Raw genomic sequence first — 21,269 nt, forward strand, 5'->3', positions numbered from 1 at the left:
ATTGATGCCTGGGCCGGCCCGGCTGCCGCCTATGCGTCAGCATGCAGGCCGTCGAACGCCATGGTGATGACGTCGTCAGCCAGCCGCTGCGGGGACAGGGGGCCGCCGGGCTTGTACCACTCGACGATGGAGTTGATCATGCCGAACAGGAGCCGTGAGACGGTCCGCGGGTCGATGTCCTGGCGGAGCGAGCCTTCGTCGCGCGCGGCGGAGATCAGGGCCGCCACCTTGTGGTCGAAGGTGCGCCGGCGTTCCAGCGCATCCCGTTCGATGTCCGTATTCCCGCGGAGGCGCAGGAGCAGCGTGACGAAGGGCAGGCGGTCCACCAGCACCGCCACGGTCTGCCGCAGCACAAACTCCAGCCGTGCGTCGGCTGCCCCGGAGGTAGCCTGGGGCTGCTCCAGGATGGCCTCGAGGCCGCCCAGGGCGTGGTCCAGGGCAAGCTTGAGGAGGTCGCCCTTGGACGGTACGTGGTGGTAAATCGCGGACTTGGAGATGCCCAGGTTCTCGGCCAGGATGCCCATGGAGGTGGCATCGTACCCGTGGCGGTTGAATACGTCGACGGCAATCAGCAGCACCGACTGCTGGTCATACCCGGGCCGGCCGCGCTTTGCAGGAGCATCTGTGGAAGACATACCCGCCATTTTCTCATGAACGTTCGGTAATCGGCCGGAGCCCGGCCGCCGGGTCCGGCAGCGCTGGACCCGGCGGCCGTATAAGCGGCCCCGGCCGACCGTGGAGAACTGACTCCTAGCCCTTCGGGCGCAGGTCGTAGATCCGGCGCAGCTTGCCGTTGGACCGCTCCAGCGACCCCGGCTCCACCACGTCCACCGTGCACGAAGAACCCACGTGGATCTTGATCTGCTCCTTCAAGGTGCGTGCCGCCGTCGTGCCCTGTTCAATGCTCACCGCGTCGCGGCGCTCGATGCGCACGGTCAGCTGGTCCATCCGCTGGCCCTCGGGGCGGGTGAGTTCGAGCTGGAAGTGCGGGCTGAGCTCAGGGATCCGCAGGGCGATTTCCTCGATCTGGGACGGGAAGAGGTTCACGCCGCGCAGGATGATCATGTCGTCGCTGCGGCCGGTGATGCGGCCCATCCGGCGGTGCGCGGGGCGGGCCGTGCCGGGCAGCAGGCGGGTGAGGTCCTTGGTCCGGTAGCGGATGATGGGCAGCGCTTCCTTGGTGAGGGACGTGAACACCAGCTCCCCGTGTTCGCCGTCGCGCAGGACGTTCTCCTTGCCCGCCACCGGGTTGAAGGCGTCGATGATTTCGGGGCGGAAGTGGTCCTCCCAGATGTGGCTGCCGTCCTGGGTCTCCACCGCCTCGCCGGCCACGCCCGGGCCCATGACCTCGGACAGCCCGTAGATGTCGCATGCCTTGATGTTCATGGTGACCTCAAGTTCATGCCGCATCTCCTCGGTCCACGGCTCGGCGCCCAGCACCGCATACTTCAGCGATGTGGAGGCGGGATCGATGCCCATGTGGGCCATGGCGTCGGCGATGGTGAGCAGGTACGTGGGCGTGGCCAGGATGGCGTCCGGCTTGAAGTCCTGGATCAGCTGGATCTGGCGTTCGGTCTGGCCGCCGGAGATGGGGATGACGGTGCAGCCCAGGGCTTCGGCCCCGGCGTGGGCGCCCAGGCCGCCGGTGAACAGGCCGTAGCCGTAGGCGTTGTGGACCTTCATGCCCGGGCGGATGCCGGAGGCGCGGAAGCTGCGGGCCACGAGCTTCGCCCAGTCTGCCAGGTCCTGCTTGGTGTAGCCCACCACGGTGGGGCGGCCCGTGGTGCCCGAGCTCGCGTGGACGCGGGCCACTTCGTGCTGCGGTACCGCGAACATGCCGAACGGGTATTCCTCGCGCAGGTCGTCCTTGGTGGTGAACGGGAAGTTGCCCAGGTCGCTCAGTTCACGCAGGTCGTTGGGGTGGATGCCGGCGTCGTCGAACTTGCGCTTGTACAGCGGCACGCGCTCGTAGGCGTAGGCCACCGTGTGCTGCAGGCGGCTGAGCTGGAGGGCCTCGAGCTCATCGCGGGAGATGGTTTCCTCGCGGTCCAGGCCGGGGTCGATGCCGGCAGCGGCGGGGGTTTCGGGGGCATGCAGGGTCATGGTTTCCTACTTCTTGGGAATGGTGCGGCTGCGTCCGCGGAACTCGGCGATGAGCTCGCCCGGGGAACTGGGTTGGGTTTCGGAAGCCGGCGCGGCGGCGTCGGCCGCGAAGATCTGGATGTCGTACAGTCCGCTTCGCCCGGCACTGGAGCGGCGGTCTGCGACGGCGGTCAACACCTGGCCGCGGAAGGCGGGCTTGAGGAAGTTGATGTCGACGCCGGAGGCCACGGTGATGGTGCCTTCCTCGCCGGGTGCAGGGTGGATGGGGTTGCACGCGAGGGCGAAGGCGGTGTCCCCGAACGCGAAGATCATTCCGCCGTGGGCCATCCCGAAACCGTTGAGCATTTCCTGCCGGAGGGTCATCCGGATGGTCGCATGGCCGTCGCTGAGGGCGAGGACCTGGATTCCCATCCATTCGGAGGCGTAGTCGTTTTCCAGGATGGGGTGGGTGGCCCCGGAAAGTGTTGCTTCAGCCATGCGTCATTGCCTCCAGCTTTATTTACCGAATGTTCATTAGGTAATCCCATGAGGGGGTCCGGTGTCAAGGGCAGCGTGCGTTGGCCGGGAGGGCATCCGGGGTGGAATGCCCGACAGCGGCGCGCGCCACGGGGCCTGAAGTGCAAGGATGGGAGGACCTGCACCAGCAAGAACAGCAAAGGGCGGACCATGGCCAAAGGCATCTACGTCAGCGCAACCACCCCCGGCTCGGGCAAGTCCCTGGTAGCCCTGGGGCTGGCGGACACCCTGCACCGGCACGCGGACCGGATCGGCTTCTTCAAGCCCGTGGTTCACGGCCCCTCGGCAGCCGAGGACCCCATGGTGGCGCTGATGAAGTCCCGGTTCGCCCTGGACGAGGACCGGTGCCGCGGCGGCCTGACCTACGGGGAGGTCCGCACGCTGCTCGCGGAGGGAAACCGGGCCGAGATCGACGCCAGGTGCGTGGAGATCTTCGCCGACATCGCCCGTCTCTGCGACGTGGTGATCGTCGAAGGCACAGACCTGGTGGGCCAGGACTCCGCCGTCGAATTCGACCTCAATGCCCGGCTTGCCAACAACCTGGCCACGCCCGTGGTGGCTGTTGTGGGCGCCAAGGGGCGGACCGTTCCGGAGACCGTTGCCGCCGTCGAAGTGGCGCGCAAGGAACTTGCCGCGGAAAAGTGCTCGCTCCTGGCCATCATGGTCAACCGGGCAAACGCCGATGACCTGGATGCCATTGCGGCAGCCCTGAAGCCCGGTGCCTCCGGCCGGCCCGTGTACATCCTGCCGGAACTGGAGGAGATCGCCCGGCCCACCACCGGGGAGGTGGCCATGGCGCTGGGCGTGCGGCAGATCGCTGGCACGCCGGACATGGAACGCGACGTCAGGGACATCAAGGTGGCCGCCATGAATGTGGGCAACTTCCTGAACGTGCTGGATGAAGGCGCCCTGGTGATCGTGCCGGGGGACCGGGCGGACGTGATGGTGGCCTGCCTGGCATCCTCCTTCTCACCCGAGTTCCCGGTGGCGTCGGCGCTCATCCTCACCGGCGGCCTGGCCCCGGATGCCAACATCTACCCGCTCCTGGCGCAGGCACCGTTCCCGGTGTTCGCCACCGGAGATGACACCTACCAGACCGCCCGCCGGGTCTCCGAGGTCCGCAGCGAGATCTGGTCCGGGCACCGGCGCAAGGTGGCCTCCGCCCTGGGGCTCTGGTCCCGGCGGGTGGATGAAGCCGAGCTGGTGGAGCGCCTGCACCTGCCCAGGCCCGAGCGGATGACCCCGCTGCGGTTCCTGCACGACCTCATCGAGCGGGCCCGGTCGCAGCGCCGCCACGTGGTCCTGCCGGAGGGAACCGATGTCAGGATCCTGCGCGCAGCCGAAATCCTGCACCGCCGCGATGTCTGCGACCTGACGCTGCTGGGCCCCGAATCCGCCGTCCGGGAACTGGCCGCCGCGAACGGCATCGACCTCACCGGGATCAACGTCATTGACCCTGCCACCTCCGAGCTTCGGCTCACGTTCGCGGAGAAGTACGCCGAACTGCGTGCGCACAAGGGCGTGGACCTGCCCAAGGCGCTGGAGATCATGCAGGACGTGAGCTACTTCGGCACCATGATGGTCCAGCTGGGCGTGGTGGACGGGATGGTCTCCGGCGCCGCGCACACCACGGCGCACACCATCCGGCCGGCCCTGGAGTTCGTGAAGACCCGGCCGGGCGTGAAGATCGTGTCCTCGGTGTTCCTGATGCTCATGCCGGACCGCGTGCTGGTCTACGGCGACTGCGCGGTGAACCCGGACCCCAACGTGGAGCAACTGGCGGACATTGCCCTGGCCTCGGCCGAGACCGCCGCCCAGTTCGGCGTGGAGCCGCGGGTTGCCATGCTCTCCTACTCCACCGGAGGCTCAGGATCGGGTGAGGCGGTGGACGAGGTGCGGCAGGCCACCGAGCTGGTCCGCCGGCGCCGCCCGGACCTCGCCGTGGAGGGCCCCATCCAGTACGACGCCGCCGTGGATGCCTCCATTGCCGCGTCCAAGATGCCCGGCTCCTCGGTAGCGGGGCAGGCCACGGTGTTCATCTTCCCGGACCTGAACACCGGCAACAACACGTACAAGGCGGTGCAGCAGAGCTCGGGTGCCGTTGCCGTGGGCCCCGTCCTGCAGGGGCTGCGGAAGCCGGTCAACGACCTCTCCCGCGGCTGCACGGTGGAAGACATCGTGAACACCGTGGCCATCACAGCCATCCAGGCGCAAAGTACTGCGAAAGCCCAGGTGCAGGAACAGGCGCAGGTCTCCGCAGAGGCACCGGCCTCCTAGGGCACCACGCAGAAAAAGTACGACGCCGGCACTTTGGTAAGTGCCGGCGTCGTACTTTTGCCTGGGGGCTGGGAAGGCCTAGGCGGCTGCCTTGACCTTCAGCGGCTCGATCTTGCCAATGACGAACAGGTAGTTGGCTGCGCCAATGAGGGAGATCGCGCCGATGACGGCCAGCGGCGCCACGAAGGATCCGGTCTGGTCCACCAGCACGCCGATCAGGATCGGCGTGAAGATGCCGGCCAGGTTGGAGGCGAAGTTCTGCAGGCCGCCGATGGAGCCGACGTGCCGTGAACTTGGGGCGACGTCCGCCGGCAGGGACCAGATTCCGGTTGCCGCCACGGTGAGGCTGGAGTAGGCGACGGACAGGAGGGCAAGGGCCATCCAGGCTTCCGGGACCAGTGCGGCAAACATGATGACGGAGCCGCCTGCCAGGCCGCCGGCGATGGCCGTTTTGCGGACCTTGCTGACCGGGGACCCGGCGCGCACGGCACGGTCGGCCAGGTAGCCACCCAGCCAGCCGAACAGGACGGCGCAGATGCCGGGGATGGCGCCGAAGAAGCCGAGCTTGAGGAGGTCGAAGCCGCGTTCCTTGACCAGGTAGCTGGGGAAGAACGTGATGAAGAAATAGATGGCGCTGTTCAGGCAGAAGAAGCCGAACATCATGCTCAGGATGGTGCGGTACTTGAAGAGCGAACGCCAGGGGAGTTTGGCTGCGCTTTCGTCGTCGCTTGCCGCGCCGCGGGCGCCGCCGTCCTGGATGTAGCTGACTTCGGCGGCGTTGGCGCCGGCGTGCTCCTCCGGGCCGCGGTAGTACTTCCACCACACGGCGGCCCAGATGATTCCAAGGACACCGATGATGATGAACACCGCGTGCCAGGAGGTGAAGGCGACGATCAGGGTGACGATCGGCAGGGCGATGACGGCCCCGACGCGCGAGCCGGAGTCCCAGATGCTGGTGGCGAAGGCGCGTTCGCGGACCGGGAACCAGGTGGCCACCACCTTGGCGGCTGTGCTGGGCGCCGGGCTTTCACCCACGCCGAGGAGGAAGCGCGCCGCGAAGAGGGACCAGAAACTGGATGCGGCGGCGGTGACCATGGTGAAGACGGACCACCACACGGCGGCCAGTGAGAACGAGCGGCGCGGGCCTACCTTGTCCACGTACCAGCCCGCTGCGAGCTGGAAGAAGTCGTAGGCCCAAAAGAAGGCGGCAAAGATCAGGCCCTGTTGGGTGGCGCTGAGTTCAAAGTCCTTGCCCATGAAGGGCAGTGCGACGCTGAGGCTGGAACGGTCCAGATAGTTGATGCTGAGGCCTATGAAGGCAAGCCAGATGATCACCCAGCGTTTGCGGGTCATCAGGCGGGGCTGCCGGGCTGGAGTGCCAAGGGTTGTTTTACTTCCGAGCGTAGTCATGCGGTCTCCTTCGACATATACATGGCTTCGGGTGCGGTGCGCACGGGCGGGAGGGGAGACGCGGAAGATATCAGCGCCAAAATCATATAGGAATCGGGTTAATCATATAGATTTTGTGATCCAGATCAAGTGTTGCTTTTGGAAAGCCTGCGGAGAAGCTGCCGGCGGCGGGTGGCTTATGATTCCCCCAGCAGCTTCACTCCAACCGGCGCCCGTGCAACCGGGTGCCCCGGTTCAACCCGGTCCACTCCAGTTCAAGAGGTAATTGCGTGCCCCCACGTCAACCATCCGAAGTTCCGCGCGGCAAAGCAGCCGTTCCCGACGTCTACACGGCCATGCGCGCCTCCATCCTGGACGGCGGGATTGCTCCGGGCACCCGCATCAACATTGATGCCGTGGCCCGCAGCCTTGGCGTCTCGCAGACCCCGGTCCGTGAGGTGCTCCAGCGGCTCGAGGGCGACAACCTGGTGGTGTACAACCCCGGCCGCGGCTACAGCACCACCCCGCTCCTGGACCTGCCGGAACTGCGCTCGCTGTTCGAGTTCAGGCTCCTGGTGGAGCCCTGGGCGGCGCGTGCGGCGGCGGTGGACCGCCTTGCCAATCCGGCCGCCGCGCTGGAAAAGGAGCTGGCGGGCTTCCGGGGCACCATGAAGCGCAGCAAGGACCTGAGGCAGGATCTGGTGGCGCACGACACCCGCTTTCATGACACCATCCTGGCCGCCTCCGGAAATCCTGTGGTCCGGCACGCCTTTGCCCAGACGCACTGCCACCTGCACACCTTCCGGCTCTACCCGGCAGATGTGGACGGCGCCATCACGGTGGCTGAGCATACGGCCGTGCGTGAGGCGATCGAAGCCTGCGATCCGGAGCGGGCCGAGGCGGCCATGACCACCCATATCCGCAACTCCTTCGACAGGTTTGCCCAGGCCTTCGAAGGTGAACTTGCCCCCCTGGAGGACAGCGGCCCGCCGCGCAGGCGGATCATCACCGGCTAGCCCAGTGCGGCGCAGCCCCGGCCCTGCAGGGCCGGGGCTTTTGTGTGCCCGGGCAAGCGAATGCCTGCCGGGCAGGTCTTGACCTGGATCACATGTCCTATATGATTTTAGAAATTCGTATAGGAATCGAATCTTTCCCCTCCCAGCAGTCGTAAACCGAAAGTTGAGTTCCATGCCTTCCATCACGTCCATCAAGACCCAGGACGTTCGTTTCCCCACATCCCTCGAACTTGACGGTTCCGATGCGGTCAACGTCGACCCTGACTACTCCGCCGCCTACGTTGTCATCCGCACCGACGCGGGCGATGAGGGCCACGGCTTCATCTTCAGTTGCGGCCGCGGCAATGAAATCCTCACGTCCGCGATTGACGCCTACGCACGCCTGCTGGTGGGCCGCGACATCGACGAGCTGATTTATGACCTGGGCGGCGCGTCCAGGCTCCTGGTCCACGACTCCCAGCTCCGCTGGCTGGGACCCGAGAAGGGCGTGACCCAGATGGCCTGCGGCGCCCTGGTCAGCGCTTTGTGGGACATCCGTGCCCGCCGCGAAAACAAGCCGTTGTGGCTCCTCCTTGCCGAAATGACACCGGAGGAACTGGTCAGCGTGGTGGACTTCACCCACATCCGCGACGCCCTCAGCCCCGAGGAAGCCCTGGAGATCCTCCGCGCCGGCCAGGAAGGCAAAGCCCAGCGCATCGAGTCGCTCCGGAACAACGGGTTCCCCGCCTACACCACCTCCCCGGGCTGGCTGGGCTACAGCGACGAGAAACTGGTCCGGCTGAGCAAGGAGGCGGCCGCGGAAGGCTTCTCCATGATCAAGCTCAAGGTGGGCGGCGACATCAACGATGACCGCAGGCGCATGGCCCTGGCCCGTGAGGCGGTGGGCGCCCTGCCCATCGCCATTGACGCCAACCAGCGCTGGGAAGTCTCCGAGGCCATCGAGTGGGTCAACCAGCTGGCCGAATTCACCCCCTACTGGATCGAAGAGCCCACCAGCACGGATGACATCCTGGGCCACGCCGACATCCGCAAGGGTGTCACCCCGGTACGGGTGGCCACCGGAGAGGCCGTGGCGAGCCGGATCGTCTTCAAGCAGCTCCTCCAGGCCGGCGCCATCGACGTCCTGCAGCTGGACTCCACCCGTGTGGCCGGCGTCAACGAGAACATCGCCATCCTGCTGCTGGCAGCCAAGTTCGGGGTCCCCGTCTGCCCGCACGCCGGGGGAGTGGGCCTGTGCGAACTGGTCCAGCACTTCTCCTTCTTCGACTACGCCGTGGTGGGCCGCAGCCAGGAAAACCGCATGATCGAATTCGTGGACCACCTGCACGAGCACTTTGCCGAACCCGTCCGGATCATCGACGGCCGCTATGCCGCCCCGGCACTGCCCGGCACGGGCGCCGAGATGCTCACCGCCTCCCGCGCCCGCTGGGAATTCCCCAACGGCGCAGGCTGGCAGGAAGTGGGCAACCGGGCCGCCGTCACCGGCGGATCCCTGGCCGCGGCGGCAGGAGCCGGCCGATGACCGCGGTCCCCCACGCAACGGCCGTCCTCGCCGGACCCACCACCGCAGGGGAGCTCGACGCCGCCGTCGGCGCCGCCCACCGTGCCTTCGAACAGGCCCGTTTGGCGGACCCGCACCGGCGCGCCGGCTGGCTTGAAGCCATTGCCGCCGGCCTGGAGCAGGACGCTGCGGGACTTGTGCAGACCGCCGTGGCCGAAACACACCTCGGGACGGCCAGGCTGGAAGGGGAACTGAAGCGCACCGTGTTCCAGCTGCGGCTCTTCGCGGCGGAAATCCGCCTCGGGGAGCACTTCGACGCCACCATCGACCACGCCGACCCCAACTGGCCCATGGGCCCGCGCCCGGACCTTCGGCGCTACAACGTCCCGCTCGGCGTTGTGGGCGTCTTCGGCGCCTCCAACTTCCCCTTTGCGTTCAGCGTGATGGGCGGGGACAGCGCGTCGGCCCTGGCGGCCGGCTGCGCCGTCGTCCACAAAGCCCACGACGCCCACGCCGGGCTTGCGGCCCGGACCGCGCGGACCGTGATCGATGCGCTGGAAGGTGCAGGTGCGCCGTCGGGCCTGTTCTCCATGGTGACCGGGCGGCAGGCAGGCGAGGCGCTGGTGGACCACCCCCAGGTGAAAGCCATCGGTTTCACCGGCTCCACCGCGGGCGGCCGCGCCCTGCTCGACCGCATCGCTGCCCGCCCGGAGCCCATTCCGTTCTTCGGTGAACTGGGCGGCATCAACGCCGTCTTCGTCACGGGCAGGGCCTGGGCCGCGCGGCGGGCGGACATCCTCGCCGGCTATGCTGCCTCGTTCACCCTGGGCATGGGCCAGTTCTGCACCAAGCCCGGGCTGCTGTTCGTCCCCGCGGGGCAGGCCGATGACGTTCGCCGCGAACTGGCGCAGGCCCTGGCAGGTTTCACGCCCGCCCGGCTGCTCAGCCCCCGCCTGCACGACGGGTACTGCGATGCCGTCAGCCGGCTCCGGGACACCGACGGCGTGGACGTCCTGGTGGAAGGCGACTTTGCCGAGGAGCCGGCCCCCACCGTCCTGCTCACCACTGCCGACGAGGTCCGGAAGAATCCGGAGCTGCTCCGCCAGGAGATGTTCGGGCCGGCCAGCCTGGTGGTCGCGTACGACGACGAATCCGGGTTGCCGGACCTGGCCGGGCTGCTGGAAGGGCAGCTGACCACCACGCTCCAGGCGGAAGCGGACGACGACGTCGCCGCGCTCGCTGCCCGGCTGGCGGACATCAGCGGCCGGGTCCTGTGGAACGGCTGGCCCACGGGAGTTACCGTCAGCTACGCCCAGCACCACGGAGGGCCATACCCCGCCACCACCTCGGCCACCACGTCGGTGGGCACGGCGGCGGTCCGCCGGTTCCTGCGGCCGGTGGCATACCAGGACTTTCCCGCGGACCGGCTGCCCGAACCCCTGCAGGACAGCAATCCCTGGCAGGTTCCGCAAAGGGTGGATGGCGTCTGGCAGCGCCCATCCGGCGCCGCAGCCGGGGTTGTGGCCACCCAGGAGGACAAGCAATGAACGCCACAGGCCCGGAAGACGTCCACGCCATACTCCCCGAGGACGCGGACCAGGCCCTGCTGATCGGGCGGGTCTGGGATGTGGAGAGCGGGGGACCACGCGTTGTGGCCGTCAGCGGGGGCAGCGTCTTTGACCTGCACCGCCTGGCCGGAACGGTCGCGGATCTCCTGGAGCTGCCCGATCCCGCTGCCGCCGTCCGCTCAGCCCTGGCAGATCCCGGCCTGGCGGAACCGCGTTGGGACACGGCCGGCGTCGTCAAGGCGTCCCTGGAGGGTGACAGCACCCGGACCCGGTTGCTGGCCCCCGTGGACCTCCAGGTCATCAAGGCCTGCGGCGTCACGTTCGTGGACAGCATGATCGAGCGCGTCATCGAGGAGCGCTGCGCCGGCGACGCCGGACGCGCGGCCGGGGTCCGGGAACTGGTGGGCCGCGCCCTGGGTGGAAGCATTTCCGCCCTGCGGCCGGGATCGCCGGAAGCCGCCGAAGCCAAACGCGTCCTGATCTCCGAAGGCCTGTGGTCGCAGTACCTGGAAGTGGGGATCGGTCCGGACCCGGAAGTCTTCACCAAGGCCCCGGTCCTCTCCTCGGTAGGCCTGGGCGCGGGCATCGGCATCCCGGCCTTCTCGTCCTGGAACAACCCGGAGCCGGAGCTGGTCCTGATCGCCACCTCCGGCGGCACAGTGGTGGGTGCGACGCTCGGCAACGACGTGAACCTGCGTGATGTTGAGGGCAGGAGCGCGCTGCTGCTGGGCAAGGCCAAGGACAACAACGCCTCCAGCGCGCTGGGACCGCTGATCCGGCTGTTCGACGGCCAATTCACCCTGGATACGCTGCGCGGCGAGGAGATCCTGCTGCGCGTCGAAGGCCCGGACGGCTACCTGCTGGAGGGCCGGAACAGCGTGTCCCGGATCAGCCGGCCCTTCGAGGAGCTCGTGGCGGCGACGCACGGGAAGCACCATCAGTACCCGGACGGATTCGCACTGTTCACGGGGACCCTGTTTGCGCCCACACAGGACCGCGACGTGCCCGGACAGGGCTTCACCCACAAACACGGTGACCGGGTGACCATCCGCAGCCGGCACCTGGGTGCCCTGATCAACCGGGTGGGGCCCTGTGAGGAACTGCCGGAGTGGTCATTCGGCCTGCGCCGGCTGTTCGCATACCTGGCCGCGCAGCAGCAGGAGGCGCGGGCCTAGCTGTGGTGCAACAACGTACGACGCCGGCACTTTGGTGAGTGCCGACGTCGTACGTTGTTCATGGGGTGCTTTGGTGCCTGCGGTGCTTAGCTGTTGTCCGGCTTGGCCAGGCTCTCCTGATCCTCTTCCTTGGCAGGCTCGTCGGAGAGGCCCTGCGGGGTGAGGTCCAGGTCCTCCCGGTTCTCGGGCGCCTCCGGCGCTTCCCCGGTTTCTGCGGCCTTGAGGTTGCCCGTGTCGTCCAGGGCCGGATTGGCGCCCTCCACTCCCGTGGGATCACCCTTGCCGCCGGATCCCGTTCCGGCGTTGAGCGGGGCGGTGCTGCTGGATCCCGTGTTGGTGGGGTCGTTCTCGTCGATCGAATTGGGCTCGTTCGTCATGGAATTGTCCTCTCGGCGTGGTCCAGCCTTGTCCGCCGACCATAGTCACAGCGGGGCCTGATCCGCAAGGAAGGGCCCGACCCGATGTTCCCCTCGGCTAACATCGCTGGCATGCCCGGTACAGCCATCACCTCTGCCTTCATCCCTGTCCGCAACCCACACGCCGCGGCCGACTGGTACCGCCGGTTTCTTGGACTCAGCGTCGCGGAGGCGAACACCTTCTCAGCAGTCCTCACCGCTGCGGGAACCGCATCCGTCACGCTGATGGGCCCGGACAGCGGCATCAAGGCCGCCCCCGGTCTGGCGTGGGCAACCTGCAATTTCATGGTGGACGACCTGACTGGAACGCATGCCGTGCTGGCGGAAAGCGGTGTTCCGGTCAGTGCCATCGAGGGGTCTCCGGAGGTATGCCTCTTCTTCACGGCGCAGGACCCGGACGGCAACACGCTGCTGCTCACCGACCGATAGCGGCTCAACCTATAGTGGGGGTTGAACTGCAGACGCCAGGCTGAGGAGGCCCCGCATGCTCGTGCTCGTCATCAACTCCGGTTCGTCCTCCCTGAAGTACCAGGTCCGTGACGTGGCCGCCGGAACGGTCCTCACCGAGGGGCTGATCGAGAAGATCGGCATGGGCAACGGCGGCGGCGGGGACGGCGAGATCGAGGGCCCGCGGGACCACGCGGAGGCGCTGGAGCAGGTGGACGCGGCCATCCACCGGGAACTGGGCGGCCTTGAGCTCGGTGCGGTGGGGCACCGGGTGGTCCACGGCGGCGAGCGGTTCGCCGAACCCGTCCTGGTGGACAACGAGATCACCCGCGCCATCGAACGCCTCAACCCGCTGGCGCCGCTGCACAACCCCGCCAACGTGCTGGGCATCCGCGCCATCACCAAAAAGTGGCCCAAAATGCCGCAGGTGGCCGTGTTCGACACCGCCTTCCACCGCACCCTGCCCGAGCACGCGTGGCGCTACGCCGTCCCGGACGAGCTGTACACCAACCACGGCATCCGCCGCTACGGCTTCCATGGAACCTCCCATGAGTACGTGGCGCGCCGGTCGGCCGCCCTGCTGGACCTTCCCGCTGAGGAGTTCGACGGCGTCATCGCGCACCTGGGCAACGGTGCCTCCGTGACCGCCATCCGCGGCGGGAAGTCGGTGGACACCTCCATGGGCTTCACCCCGCTGGAGGGCCTGGTCATGGGCACCCGCTCCGGCGACCTTGACCCTTCCATCCTGGTGTTCCTTGGCCGCGCCGGCTGGACGCCCGAGGACATCGACACCATGCTCAACCGGGAATCGGGGCTGAAGGGCCTGGCCGGCAACAACGACATGCGCTCGGTAGTGGAAGCCTCCGAGTCCGGGAACGAAAAAGCCACGATGGCGCTCGCGGTGGCATCCTACCGGCTGGCCAAATACATCGGCGGCTACCATGTGGCAGTCGGTGGGGCCAAGGCTCTGGTGTTCACCGCGGGGATCGGCGAGAACTCCTCCCAGTTCCGGGCGCAGGTGGCGGACCGGCTGGGCGCCCTGGGCATCGAGCTCGACGGCGGCCTGAACTCCCAGCGGTCCAAGGAACCGCGCGTCATTTCCACGCCCTCGTCCGCGATTCCCGTCCTGGTGGTCCCCACGGATGAGGAACGCGCCATCGCAGAGGCAACAGCCGCCGTCGTCTCCGCCGGCCGATAAGCCCCATGCCTGACATTTCCCTGCCGATCCGCACCGAACGGCTGGTACTCCGCCGTTTTGACGGCGGTGACCTTGAGGCCTTCCACGCCTACCACTCGTTGCCGGAGACCGCCCGGTTCCTGCCCGGCCCGGCCAAGAGCTACACCCAGTCGATGGAGCGGGTGGGCCGGTACGCCAACTTTGCCTTCGAGAAGGAGGGCGACTGGGTGGCCCTCGCCATCGAGGCAGCGAATGAGCCCGGGCTGCAGGGGGAGGTGGTGCTCAAATGGCTGCCGGGACTCGGCCAGGGCGAAGTCGGGTGGACACTGGCGCCCGGAGCACGCGGTAAGGGTTACGGCACGGAGGCCGCCCGGGCCATGCTCCAGCTGGGCTTCGGGGAACTGGGCATGCACCGGATTGAAGCCCGGCTGGATGAACTCAATGTGGCGTCGGCGTCAGTGTGCGGCCGGCTGGGCATGCGGCTGGAGGCGCGGCACATCGACAAGTGGCATTACAAGGGCCAGTGGGCCACTGAGCTCATCTATGCCATCCTGGCCGATGAATGGCGCATCGGTTCCGGCGGTGAGCTTTAGGCCCTGCCCTTGAGGATCAGGTTCCAGTAGATCTTCGGGAACAGGTCCCGGTCCACAACCCATGAGAACTTGCTTTCGTTCCAGGTGGGCACCCGCGGAAGGGTGGGCATGGGGCGGTAACGGTCATCGAACTCGGCGAACACCACCGTGTCCCGTGACACCGTGAACGGGCACACCGAGTAGCCGTTGTACTTCGCCGGCAGCCGCTTGCCTTTCCGGGCTGCCACCAGGTTCTTGGCCACCACTTTGGTCTGCTTGCGCAGCGCCCCGCCGGATTTGGAGTTGGTGGTGCCTGCGGCATCGCCCAGGGACCACACGTTGGGGTAGCGGAGGTGCCGAAGGGTCTGCCAATCCACCTCCACGAAGCCGCCCGTGTCACCGGCGGCCGGCAGGTCCGTGGCCTTGAGCCAGTCCGGGGCCGACTGCGGCGGGACGGCGTTGAGGACGTCGTAGTGCAGGTTCTCCACGGTACCGGCGGCAAGATCCCGGATGGTGGCTGTTTGGCCTGCAGCATCCACGCCAACCAATTCGCTGTTGGTCCGCAGTTCGATGCCGTACTCCGCAATCTTGCGGTCCAGTTCGCGGTCCACCTCCGGGACCCCGAAAACGGTGGGGTAAGGCTGGACCATCACCACGCGGATCCGGTCCAGGAGGCCCTGTTCCCGCCAGTAGTCGCAGGCCAGGTACATGGGTTTCTGGGCAGCGCCGCCGCACTTGATGGGGCCCGCCGGCATGGTGAAAACGGCGGTGCCGGACGTCATGCTGCGGAGCAGCGTCCAGGCCTTGGACGCCAGTTCGAACTCGTAGTGGGAGGCGCCGGAGGGCGAGTGCACGGCCTCGGCCAGGCCCGGTACCGCGTCCCAGTCGTATTGCAGCCCGGGGCACACCACCAGCTGCCCGTAGGCCACGGTGGAACCGGACGCCAGGGTGACCGTGTTGGCGGCGGCGTCAATGCCCGCGGCGGCGTCATGGATCCACGTCACGCCCTGGGGCGTCACGGATTCCTGCGAGCGGATGGCTTCCTGCGCCTGGGCGCGGCCTCCTGCGATATGCGAAAAGAGCGGCTGGTAGAGGTGATGGTCCTTGGGCTCGATCACAGCCACGTCTTTAACGCCGTACCGCTGCAGCCGGGCCGCCAGGGAGATGCCAGCGTTTCCGCCGCCGATGATGACTACCTCGTGCTGGGCAGCCACGGCGCTACTTCTTCTCGGTCAGCGCGGATGCCTTGTGCGCCGCCCGCGCACCCGTCTTGTCCGACTCCACCACATACTGAGGTTCGTCCTCACTGGCGCGGTGCGTGTTGCCGTCGAGTTCAAAGTCGCTGGTCTTTTTTTCGACGATTTTGCCGTGCGTCTTGCCCTGCGAAGTGTTCCACTCCACGTGCGTTCCCTTGCTCAATGACATGCCTGCTCCTCTGGGATCCCTGCGGAAAACAAGTGCCCCCCAATAGTAAGCATGGTTATCTTATGGGCGCATTGACAGGGAAGCGGAGCCGGTCCAAGCTGGCGCTGCGCCTACCTGCCAACCGAACCGCGTCGGCACCAGGTGCTGGTCCAGGAGGATCCGATGCCAGTTGTAGAAGAATCCGTTGTCATCGCCCGGCCGCCGCAGGAAGTCTTCGATTTCCTGTCGAAGTTCGACAACATCGCCGTCTACGATTCCTCGGTCACCACCTCTGAGCAGGTGGGGACCGGTCCGGTCGCGGAGGGAACCCGGGGGAGGGGAACAAGCAAAGTGATGGGACGGCGGTTCGACTGGACCGTCGAAGTGGTGGAGTTCGATCCGCCCAGGCGGATGGTGTCCCGCTCCGTTGAAGGAAAGTTGAACTTCACGGTGACGTTCACATTGGAACCGGCTGATGGCGGCACCCGCGTCACCCAGCGGATCGATGCCGAGTCCGGCCTGGGCGGCATCTTCGGCAAGATCGCAGATCCTCTCGTGGAGCGTGCCCAGGGACGGACCGTCCGCGCCAACCTTGAAACACTCGCCGAATGGCTGGTGGAGCACCCGCAAACCTGAGCCCTGCCTGCTGCCCCGAGGGCGAAGGAAAGCGTACGACGGCGGGACGCGCCCGCCGTCGTACGTTTCAGTCCTGCTTCAGGCCGGCTCCGGGCAGCAGTTCTGTTGCGCCCAGGGAATCGGCGATGAAGGCGTAGTCCCAGGCCCTCTCGCGCCACTGCACGTACCGTCCGGACGCGCCGCCGTGGCCACCGTCCATCTCGATCTTCATCACGATAGGTTCGGACCCCGTGGTCCTGTTCCGCAGTTCCTGCACCCACTTGGCCGGCTCCACATACAGGACCCGGGTGTCGTTGAAGGACGTCACCGCGGCGATCTTGGGGTAGGCCACCGCCCGCACGTTTTCGTAGGGGGAGTAGGACTTCATGTAGGCGTAGGCCAGCGGGTCCGTGATGGGATTGCCCCACTCCTCCCACTCCAGCGCGGACAACGGCAGGTCCGGATCCAGGATGCTGGTGAGCGGGTCCACGAACGGCACCTGCGCCACGATGGCCGCGTACTTCTCCGGTGCCATGTTGGCCACGGCACCCATCAGGAGTCCGCCGGCCGAACCGCCCAGGGCGGCGATGCGGGAGGGATCCACCCAGCCCGAGTCCGCCAGCCAGTCGGTGGCGTCCACGAAGTCGGTGAAGGTGTTCTTCTTGGTGAGCTTCTTGCCGTCCTCGTACCAGTGCCGGCCCAGCTCGCCGCCGCCCCGGATGTGGGCGATCACGAACACCACACCGCGGTCCAGCAGGGACAGCCGTGCTACTCCGAAGCCGGGGTCCATGCTCATCTCGTAGGAGCCGTACCCGTACACCAGGCCGGCCGCCGTCGAATCCTGTTTGACGGCCTTGTGCCGCAGGACCGACAGCGGGATGCGCGTGCCGTCACCTGCGGTGGCCCACTCCCGGTTGGCCACGTAATCGCTTCCGTCATAGCCGCCCAGCACGGGGCTCTCCTTGCGGAGCAGCAGTTCGCCGGTGGGCTGCTCCGGGGTGGGCAGGACGAAGTCGTAAATACGGGACGGCGTGAAGTAGGACGTGTAGCCCAGCCGGATCACGGGTGCCTCGTAGTCCGAACCGCCCACCCCCGCCGTGTACAGCTCCTCGTCGAACGCCGGCTCCACCGGCGCCTGCTGCGCAGGCGTGCCCAGCCCGGCCAGCCCCATCACCTGGACGCGCTCGATGGTGTCCTTGCGGATGGACACGACCAGGTGCGTGGCGGTGACACCGGCGCCGTTGACGCGGACGTCGCCGGAATGTTCCACGACAGTCTGCCAGGTCTGTTCTGCCAGCGGCTTGTGGAGTTCTTCCGCGTCAGCCAGGGAGACCATGGAGTTGATGGCGCCGTGGTTGTGCGTGAGCAGGATTTTCTCGGTTTTCCCGTCGGGGCCGTCGAGCAGGAAGGGCTCGGCCTCATACAGGATGCGTTCATCCCGCGAGATCACCGTGCTGACGGTTCCGGTGGGGTCGTCGAAACGGAGCAGCCGGGTTTCGCTGTACTCCGAGCATCCAATGCCCAGCACCAGGTAGCGCCGGTCCGCGGAGAGCTCGAAGCCCAGCCACATGGCGGGGTCGTCCTCCTGGTACACCACAACGTCGTCGGCCACGGGTGTGCCCAGGACGTGCGCCTTCACCTGGTACGGGCGCCAGGACTCGTCCACCACTGTGTAGAAGATACGGGTGCCGTCCGGGGAGAACGCCACGCCGTAGAAGATGTTCTCGATGGCATCCGGCAGCAGTTCACCGGTGCGGAGGTCCTTGATCCGGAGGGTGAAGCGTTCGTCTCCGGAGTTGTCCACTGCGTAGGCATAGAGGGTGCCGTCAACCGTGACGGCGGTGCCGCCTATGGAGAAGAACGGCTTGCCTTCGGCTTCCACGTTGCCGTCCAGCAGGATTTCCTCGCCGGGGATCTGCAGGCCGGGTTCCACGGCGGGCGGAGTCCAGTCCGCCACCTTGTCTCCGGTGTCCTGCGCCTTGACCCGGCAGTGGATGCCGTATTCCTTGCCCTCCGCGGAGCGGCTGAAGTACCACCAGCCGTCCTTGCGGTGTGGAACGGAGAGGTCTGTTTCCTGGGTGCGGCCCTTGATCTCCTGGAAGATGGCCTCGCGGAGCGGCTCCTGGTGCGCGGTGACGGCTTCCTGGTACGCGTTTTCGGCCCGCAGGTGCTCCACGACCTCCGGCGATTCCTTGTCCCGCAGCCACTCGTAGTTGTCCACGAACGTCTCCCCGTGGTGGGTGCGTTCGGTGGGGATCTTCTTGGCAACCGGGGGCGCCGGGGTGGCAGTGCCGGTGGAATCCTGCAGGGAGGTGGAGGTCATGGATTCAATATATAGACCAGCCCGGACAAGTCGGCAGGCCGTTCGCTACCGGGGGAGAAGGGACGCCCCGAATGGGGCGAAAGACTCTGGGATCCTGCCCGCGGTTCCCGGCACCCTGAAAGGGTCCTGCAGGGAAAAGGAGAAACCATGACCCCCGAATCCGGACCGGCTCCCCGCGCCAAAGCATGGCTGGCGGTGACCCGCTGCATGGGAAAGTCGTGCGTGATGCTGGTCCGCAGGCAGGTGCATCTTCCCAAGGAAAACGTGGGCCGGGTGCTGCGCTTCGCTGACGGCAGCACCTCGCGGGTCTACCGGGAGACCGCCGTCGACCGGCAGCCCGGCGAGCCCTGCATCCTGGTGGTGGCCTTCACGCTGCGCCTGGTCCGGGGCCGGATGCACCGCCTTTTCGAGGCGGAAAGCCTGGTGAATACCCCGCTCTTCGTCGGGTTCCCGGGCTTTGTTTCCAAGCTGTGGTGCGCCCACGACACCTTCGGTGCCTACCGCGGCCTGTACGAATGGGACGGTGCCGAGCGGGCGCGAAGCTACGCTGCGGCCCTCTGGCGGGTCCTGGAACTGGTCAGCGTCCCCGGGTCCATCAGCTACAAAGTGGTTCCCGGGCTGCGCCGCGACGAGGTGCTCGCAAACCCCGCCCGGATGCAGGAAGCAGCAGCCACCCAGGACCACGCCTGGTGGCGGCTTCTCGGCCAGGCATGACGGCCGGGCGGGTATGGCAGGCAGGCAACGCACGACGGCGGACACCGACCTTCTGGTGGTAGGCGCCGGTCCCGCCGGGCTCACCACGGCCCTCCAGGCGCACGCCCACGGAGCCACGGTCCGGGTGGTGGACCGGCGCGAACACCGTGTCCGGCCGTCCCGGGCGATGATGCTGCATGCACGGGCACTGGAGGGCCTTCGCCCGCTGGGCGTGACCGACGCGTTGCTGGACCGGGCCGACACCACGCCCCTGGCACGCATCCACTTCGGCCGGCGCGTGGTCGAAGCCCGGTTGGGCCACGCGGACCTCCCGGATACCGCCTTTCCGCACCTGACCCTGGTCCGGCAGGCCGACGTCGAGGACGTGCTCTGGCAGGCACTGCAGGCCAGGGGCGTGCCGGTGGACTGGGGCGTGGAGTTCTGCGGACTGGGACCGGAGGGCACCCTGGATACCGGCGGTGGCCCGGGGCCTGGCCTGGTGCATGCGGAGCTTCGCGACGCCGGGGGCGGAGCCGGCGGCCACACTTCCCGGTTCCTGGCCGGATGCGACGGGCAGTCCAGCACGGTCCGCGGCTTCACTGGCGCGCAGTGGCGGGGTGCCCCGTACCGGGTGGAAGCGGTCCTGGCAGACCTGGAGCTTGATGGCGCCCTGGACCCTGGCCTGCTGCACGTGGCCGTCGGGACCGGGGGACTGGCCTTCCTCTTCGCGCTGGGCGAGGGCGCCACCTGGCGGATGCTGGCCACCCGGCCGGCGCTGCGGCAATCCACCGCCGGCTTCGGACAGCTGGGTCCGCCCGTTCCGCCGGATGAAGTGGCCCGCCTGCTCCGGGAGTCGGGACTGGGTGCTGCCGTCCGGGACGTGCGCTGGTCGGCCCAGGTCCCGCTTCAACACCGCCTGGCCAGTACGTTCGGAAACACTCCGCTCTTCCTCGCCGGCGACGCCGCGCACGCCCACTCGCCTGCGGGCGGGCAGGGCATGAACAACGGCATCCTGGACGCCCTCAACCTCGGGTGGAAGCTCGGTTTCGCCTCGACGGCAGGCGGGCCGCTCCCGGAACTGCTGGCAACCTATGGGCACGAGCGGCGGCTCGCGGCCCGGCGCGTGCTGGCGCTGACGCACGTCATCTTCTTCGGCGAAGCCTCGCCGCACCCGGTGGCCCGCCTGGCCCGGAGCCTCCTGCCCGTCTTCGCTCCGGTCCTGCCGGTGCTGCTCCGCCGGCAGTGGCTCACCTCCCAGGGCATCAGGCTGTTGTCCCAGCCATTCGTTCGCTACCGGAACAGTGCCATCTCCCTGGACGGCACGCCGCGCGCGGCCGGGTGGCCGAGGCCCGGCGAGCGGCTGCCGGATGCGCCCGTGACGGTCGGCGGGCGGGCGGCCCGCCTACACGAACTGACCGCCGTGCCCGGCGTCCACCTTTTGCTGGAACGCGACGCCGGCACTGGCACCTTGGGTGAAGACCCCACCCTGCGGGCAGGGGCGGGACCCGGTCCCCTGCTTCATGTCCACCGCCTCGACAGCCACCCGGGCCGGGGCGTTGTGGCCGTCCGCCCGGACGGATACGTCGGTTTCCGCTGTGGGGAGGCAGGCTCCGCCCAGGTCAGCGCCTGGCTGCGGCTGGTCGGCGCCGTCCCGGACCAATCAGCGCTGTACTAAACGGGGCCTGACTGGAGGGTAGTTGCCGGCGGGCCGCAGGCGTATTCTGTTCAGTTCAAGGCACATCCGCCCAGCGTGAGAGGGGAAGTTCCATGACCATCCCGCCAGTGCACGAACCCGAGCCGTTTCCGCCCGAACCCGGTCCGGAGCCCACATCGCCGGATCCCACCCAGCCGCGCCCGCCCGGCCCGCCGTCTCCCAATCCGTTCCCCGCACCGGCGCCCCCAGGCCCGCTGCCCGTCCCGGATCCAGGGCCCGCACCGCTGCGTCCGGACCCCACCAGGGACTGACCGGAGAAGCCAGAACCTAGTCCGGAAGGGGCCTCTTGCACAGCAGGAGCTGTGCAAGAGGCCCCTTCCGTGTGCCCGGGTAAAGGCGGAAATCCGAAGCCTGCAGGACCGA

19 protein-coding genes are annotated in these 21,269 nt (G+C 67.7%); 11 read left to right on the forward strand and 8 right to left on the reverse strand.

All coding sequences use genetic code 11. The features are described from left to right. Nucleotides 1-29: 29 nt before the first annotated feature. The 3 genes from ASG79_RS17165 to ASG79_RS17175 all read right to left on the reverse strand — a co-directional run bounded on the left by ASG79_RS17165 (nt 30) and on the right by ASG79_RS17175 (nt 2,580). A complete protein-coding gene (locus ASG79_RS17165; RefSeq protein ID WP_056392700.1) occupies nt 30-635 on the reverse strand; it encodes a TetR/AcrR family transcriptional regulator in 606 nt (201 codons plus the stop codon). Nucleotides 636-750: 115 nt separating this feature from the next. Further along, entirely contained in the window at nt 751-2,103 is a 1,353-nt protein-coding gene (gene paaK, locus ASG79_RS17170; RefSeq protein ID WP_056392702.1) for a phenylacetate--CoA ligase PaaK, read from the reverse strand. Between the two features lie 6 nt (nt 2,104-2,109). After that, a complete protein-coding gene (locus ASG79_RS17175) occupies nt 2,110-2,580 on the reverse strand; it encodes a hotdog fold thioesterase (RefSeq protein WP_018768854.1) in 471 nt (156 codons plus the stop codon). A gap of 189 nt (nt 2,581-2,769) precedes the next feature. Between ASG79_RS17175 and pta the strand changes: the two genes are divergently transcribed. Beyond that, nucleotides 2,770-4,896 carry a phosphate acetyltransferase gene (gene pta / locus ASG79_RS17180; protein WP_056392704.1) on the forward strand — a complete coding sequence of 709 codons (2,127 nt, stop codon included), beginning with the start codon at nt 2,770-2,772 and terminating at the stop codon, nt 4,894-4,896. Between the two features lie 78 nt (nt 4,897-4,974). Here pta and ASG79_RS17185 read toward each other — a convergent pair whose 3' ends face one another. Further along, nucleotides 4,975-6,306: an MFS transporter gene (locus ASG79_RS17185; protein WP_018768852.1), complete on the reverse strand. Its 1,332-nt coding sequence runs from the start codon at nt 6,304-6,306 to the stop codon at nt 4,975-4,977. A gap of 269 nt (nt 6,307-6,575) precedes the next feature. Here ASG79_RS17185 and ASG79_RS17190 point away from each other — a divergent pair, with 269 nt between their 5' ends. The 4 genes from ASG79_RS17190 to ASG79_RS17205 all read left to right on the forward strand — a co-directional run bounded on the left by ASG79_RS17190 (nt 6,576) and on the right by ASG79_RS17205 (nt 11,545). Further along, nucleotides 6,576-7,301 carry a GntR family transcriptional regulator gene (locus ASG79_RS17190; RefSeq protein WP_043424825.1) on the forward strand — a complete coding sequence of 242 codons (726 nt, stop codon included), beginning with the start codon at nt 6,576-6,578 and terminating at the stop codon, nt 7,299-7,301. Between the two features lie 172 nt (nt 7,302-7,473). Further along, nucleotides 7,474-8,823 carry an L-fuconate dehydratase gene (locus tag ASG79_RS17195; RefSeq protein WP_056392707.1) on the forward strand — a complete coding sequence of 450 codons (1,350 nt, stop codon included), beginning with the start codon at nt 7,474-7,476 and terminating at the stop codon, nt 8,821-8,823. Continuing rightward, a complete protein-coding gene (locus ASG79_RS17200) occupies nt 8,820-10,349 on the forward strand; it encodes an aldehyde dehydrogenase (NADP(+)) (RefSeq protein ID WP_056392709.1) in 1,530 nt (509 codons plus the stop codon). Before ASG79_RS17195 ends, ASG79_RS17200 begins: the two co-directional genes overlap by 4 nt. Further along, nucleotides 10,346-11,545, forward strand: coding sequence for a fumarylacetoacetate hydrolase family protein (locus ASG79_RS17205; RefSeq protein ID WP_056392711.1), 1,200 nt, complete (start codon nt 10,346-10,348; stop codon nt 11,543-11,545). Before ASG79_RS17200 ends, ASG79_RS17205 begins: the two co-directional genes overlap by 4 nt. 86 nt (nt 11,546-11,631) lie before the next feature. Here the strand turns inward: ASG79_RS17205 and ASG79_RS17210 are convergent, their stop codons facing one another. Continuing rightward, nucleotides 11,632-11,922 carry a hypothetical protein gene (locus ASG79_RS17210; RefSeq protein ID WP_018768847.1) on the reverse strand — a complete coding sequence of 97 codons (291 nt, stop codon included), beginning with the start codon at nt 11,920-11,922 and terminating at the stop codon, nt 11,632-11,634. Nucleotides 11,923-12,033: 111 nt separating this feature from the next. Between ASG79_RS17210 and ASG79_RS17215 the strand changes: the two genes are divergently transcribed. Genes ASG79_RS17215 through ASG79_RS17225 form a run of 3 tightly spaced genes read left to right on the forward strand, consistent with a single transcriptional unit; the run spans nt 12,034 to nt 14,178 of the window. After that, nucleotides 12,034-12,390: a VOC family protein gene (locus ASG79_RS17215; protein WP_235509835.1), complete on the forward strand. Its 357-nt coding sequence runs from the start codon at nt 12,034-12,036 to the stop codon at nt 12,388-12,390. A 55-nt stretch (nt 12,391-12,445) separates the two neighbouring features. Next, entirely contained in the window at nt 12,446-13,606 is a 1,161-nt protein-coding gene (locus ASG79_RS17220) for an acetate kinase (protein ID WP_056392715.1), read from the forward strand. Nucleotides 13,607-13,611: 5 nt separating this feature from the next. Then, complete coding sequence (locus tag ASG79_RS17225; RefSeq protein WP_056392717.1) at nt 13,612-14,178, forward strand: GNAT family N-acetyltransferase; 567 nt, start codon at nt 13,612-13,614, stop codon at nt 14,176-14,178. On the opposite strand, the gene ASG79_RS17230 is transcribed toward ASG79_RS17225, so the two are convergent. Both ASG79_RS17230 and ASG79_RS17235 read right to left on the reverse strand, forming a co-directional pair. Beyond that, complete coding sequence (locus tag ASG79_RS17230; RefSeq protein ID WP_056392719.1) at nt 14,175-15,371, reverse strand: NAD(P)/FAD-dependent oxidoreductase; 1,197 nt, start codon at nt 15,369-15,371, stop codon at nt 14,175-14,177. The two genes, ASG79_RS17225 and ASG79_RS17230, sit on opposite strands and share 4 nt — an antisense overlap. Nucleotides 15,372-15,375: 4 nt before the next feature. Then, complete coding sequence (locus ASG79_RS17235) at nt 15,376-15,582, reverse strand: DUF2945 domain-containing protein (RefSeq protein ID WP_056392720.1); 207 nt, start codon at nt 15,580-15,582, stop codon at nt 15,376-15,378. Nucleotides 15,583-15,744: 162 nt separating this feature from the next. Here ASG79_RS17235 and ASG79_RS17240 point away from each other — a divergent pair, with 162 nt between their 5' ends. Further along, a complete protein-coding gene (locus tag ASG79_RS17240) occupies nt 15,745-16,197 on the forward strand; it encodes an SRPBCC family protein (protein WP_056392722.1) in 453 nt (150 codons plus the stop codon). A gap of 67 nt (nt 16,198-16,264) precedes the next feature. Here ASG79_RS17240 and ASG79_RS17245 read toward each other — a convergent pair whose 3' ends face one another. Further along, complete coding sequence (locus ASG79_RS17245) at nt 16,265-18,499, reverse strand: S9 family peptidase (protein WP_056392724.1); 2,235 nt, start codon at nt 18,497-18,499, stop codon at nt 16,265-16,267. Between the two features lie 147 nt (nt 18,500-18,646). Here ASG79_RS17245 and ASG79_RS17250 point away from each other — a divergent pair, with 147 nt between their 5' ends. Both ASG79_RS17250 and ASG79_RS17255 read left to right on the forward strand, forming a co-directional pair. Beyond that, a complete protein-coding gene (locus tag ASG79_RS17250; RefSeq protein WP_056392726.1) occupies nt 18,647-19,213 on the forward strand; it encodes a hypothetical protein in 567 nt (188 codons plus the stop codon). Between the two features lie 13 nt (nt 19,214-19,226). Beyond that, nucleotides 19,227-20,867, forward strand: coding sequence for an FAD-dependent monooxygenase (locus ASG79_RS17255; protein WP_056392728.1), 1,641 nt, complete (start codon nt 19,227-19,229; stop codon nt 20,865-20,867). Nucleotides 20,868-21,269: the final 402 nt, after the last annotated feature.

It is taken from the genome of Arthrobacter sp. Soil761 (genome assembly GCF_001428325.1).
In the GTDB taxonomy this organism is placed as follows: Bacteria; Actinomycetota; Actinomycetes; order Actinomycetales; family Micrococcaceae; genus Arthrobacter.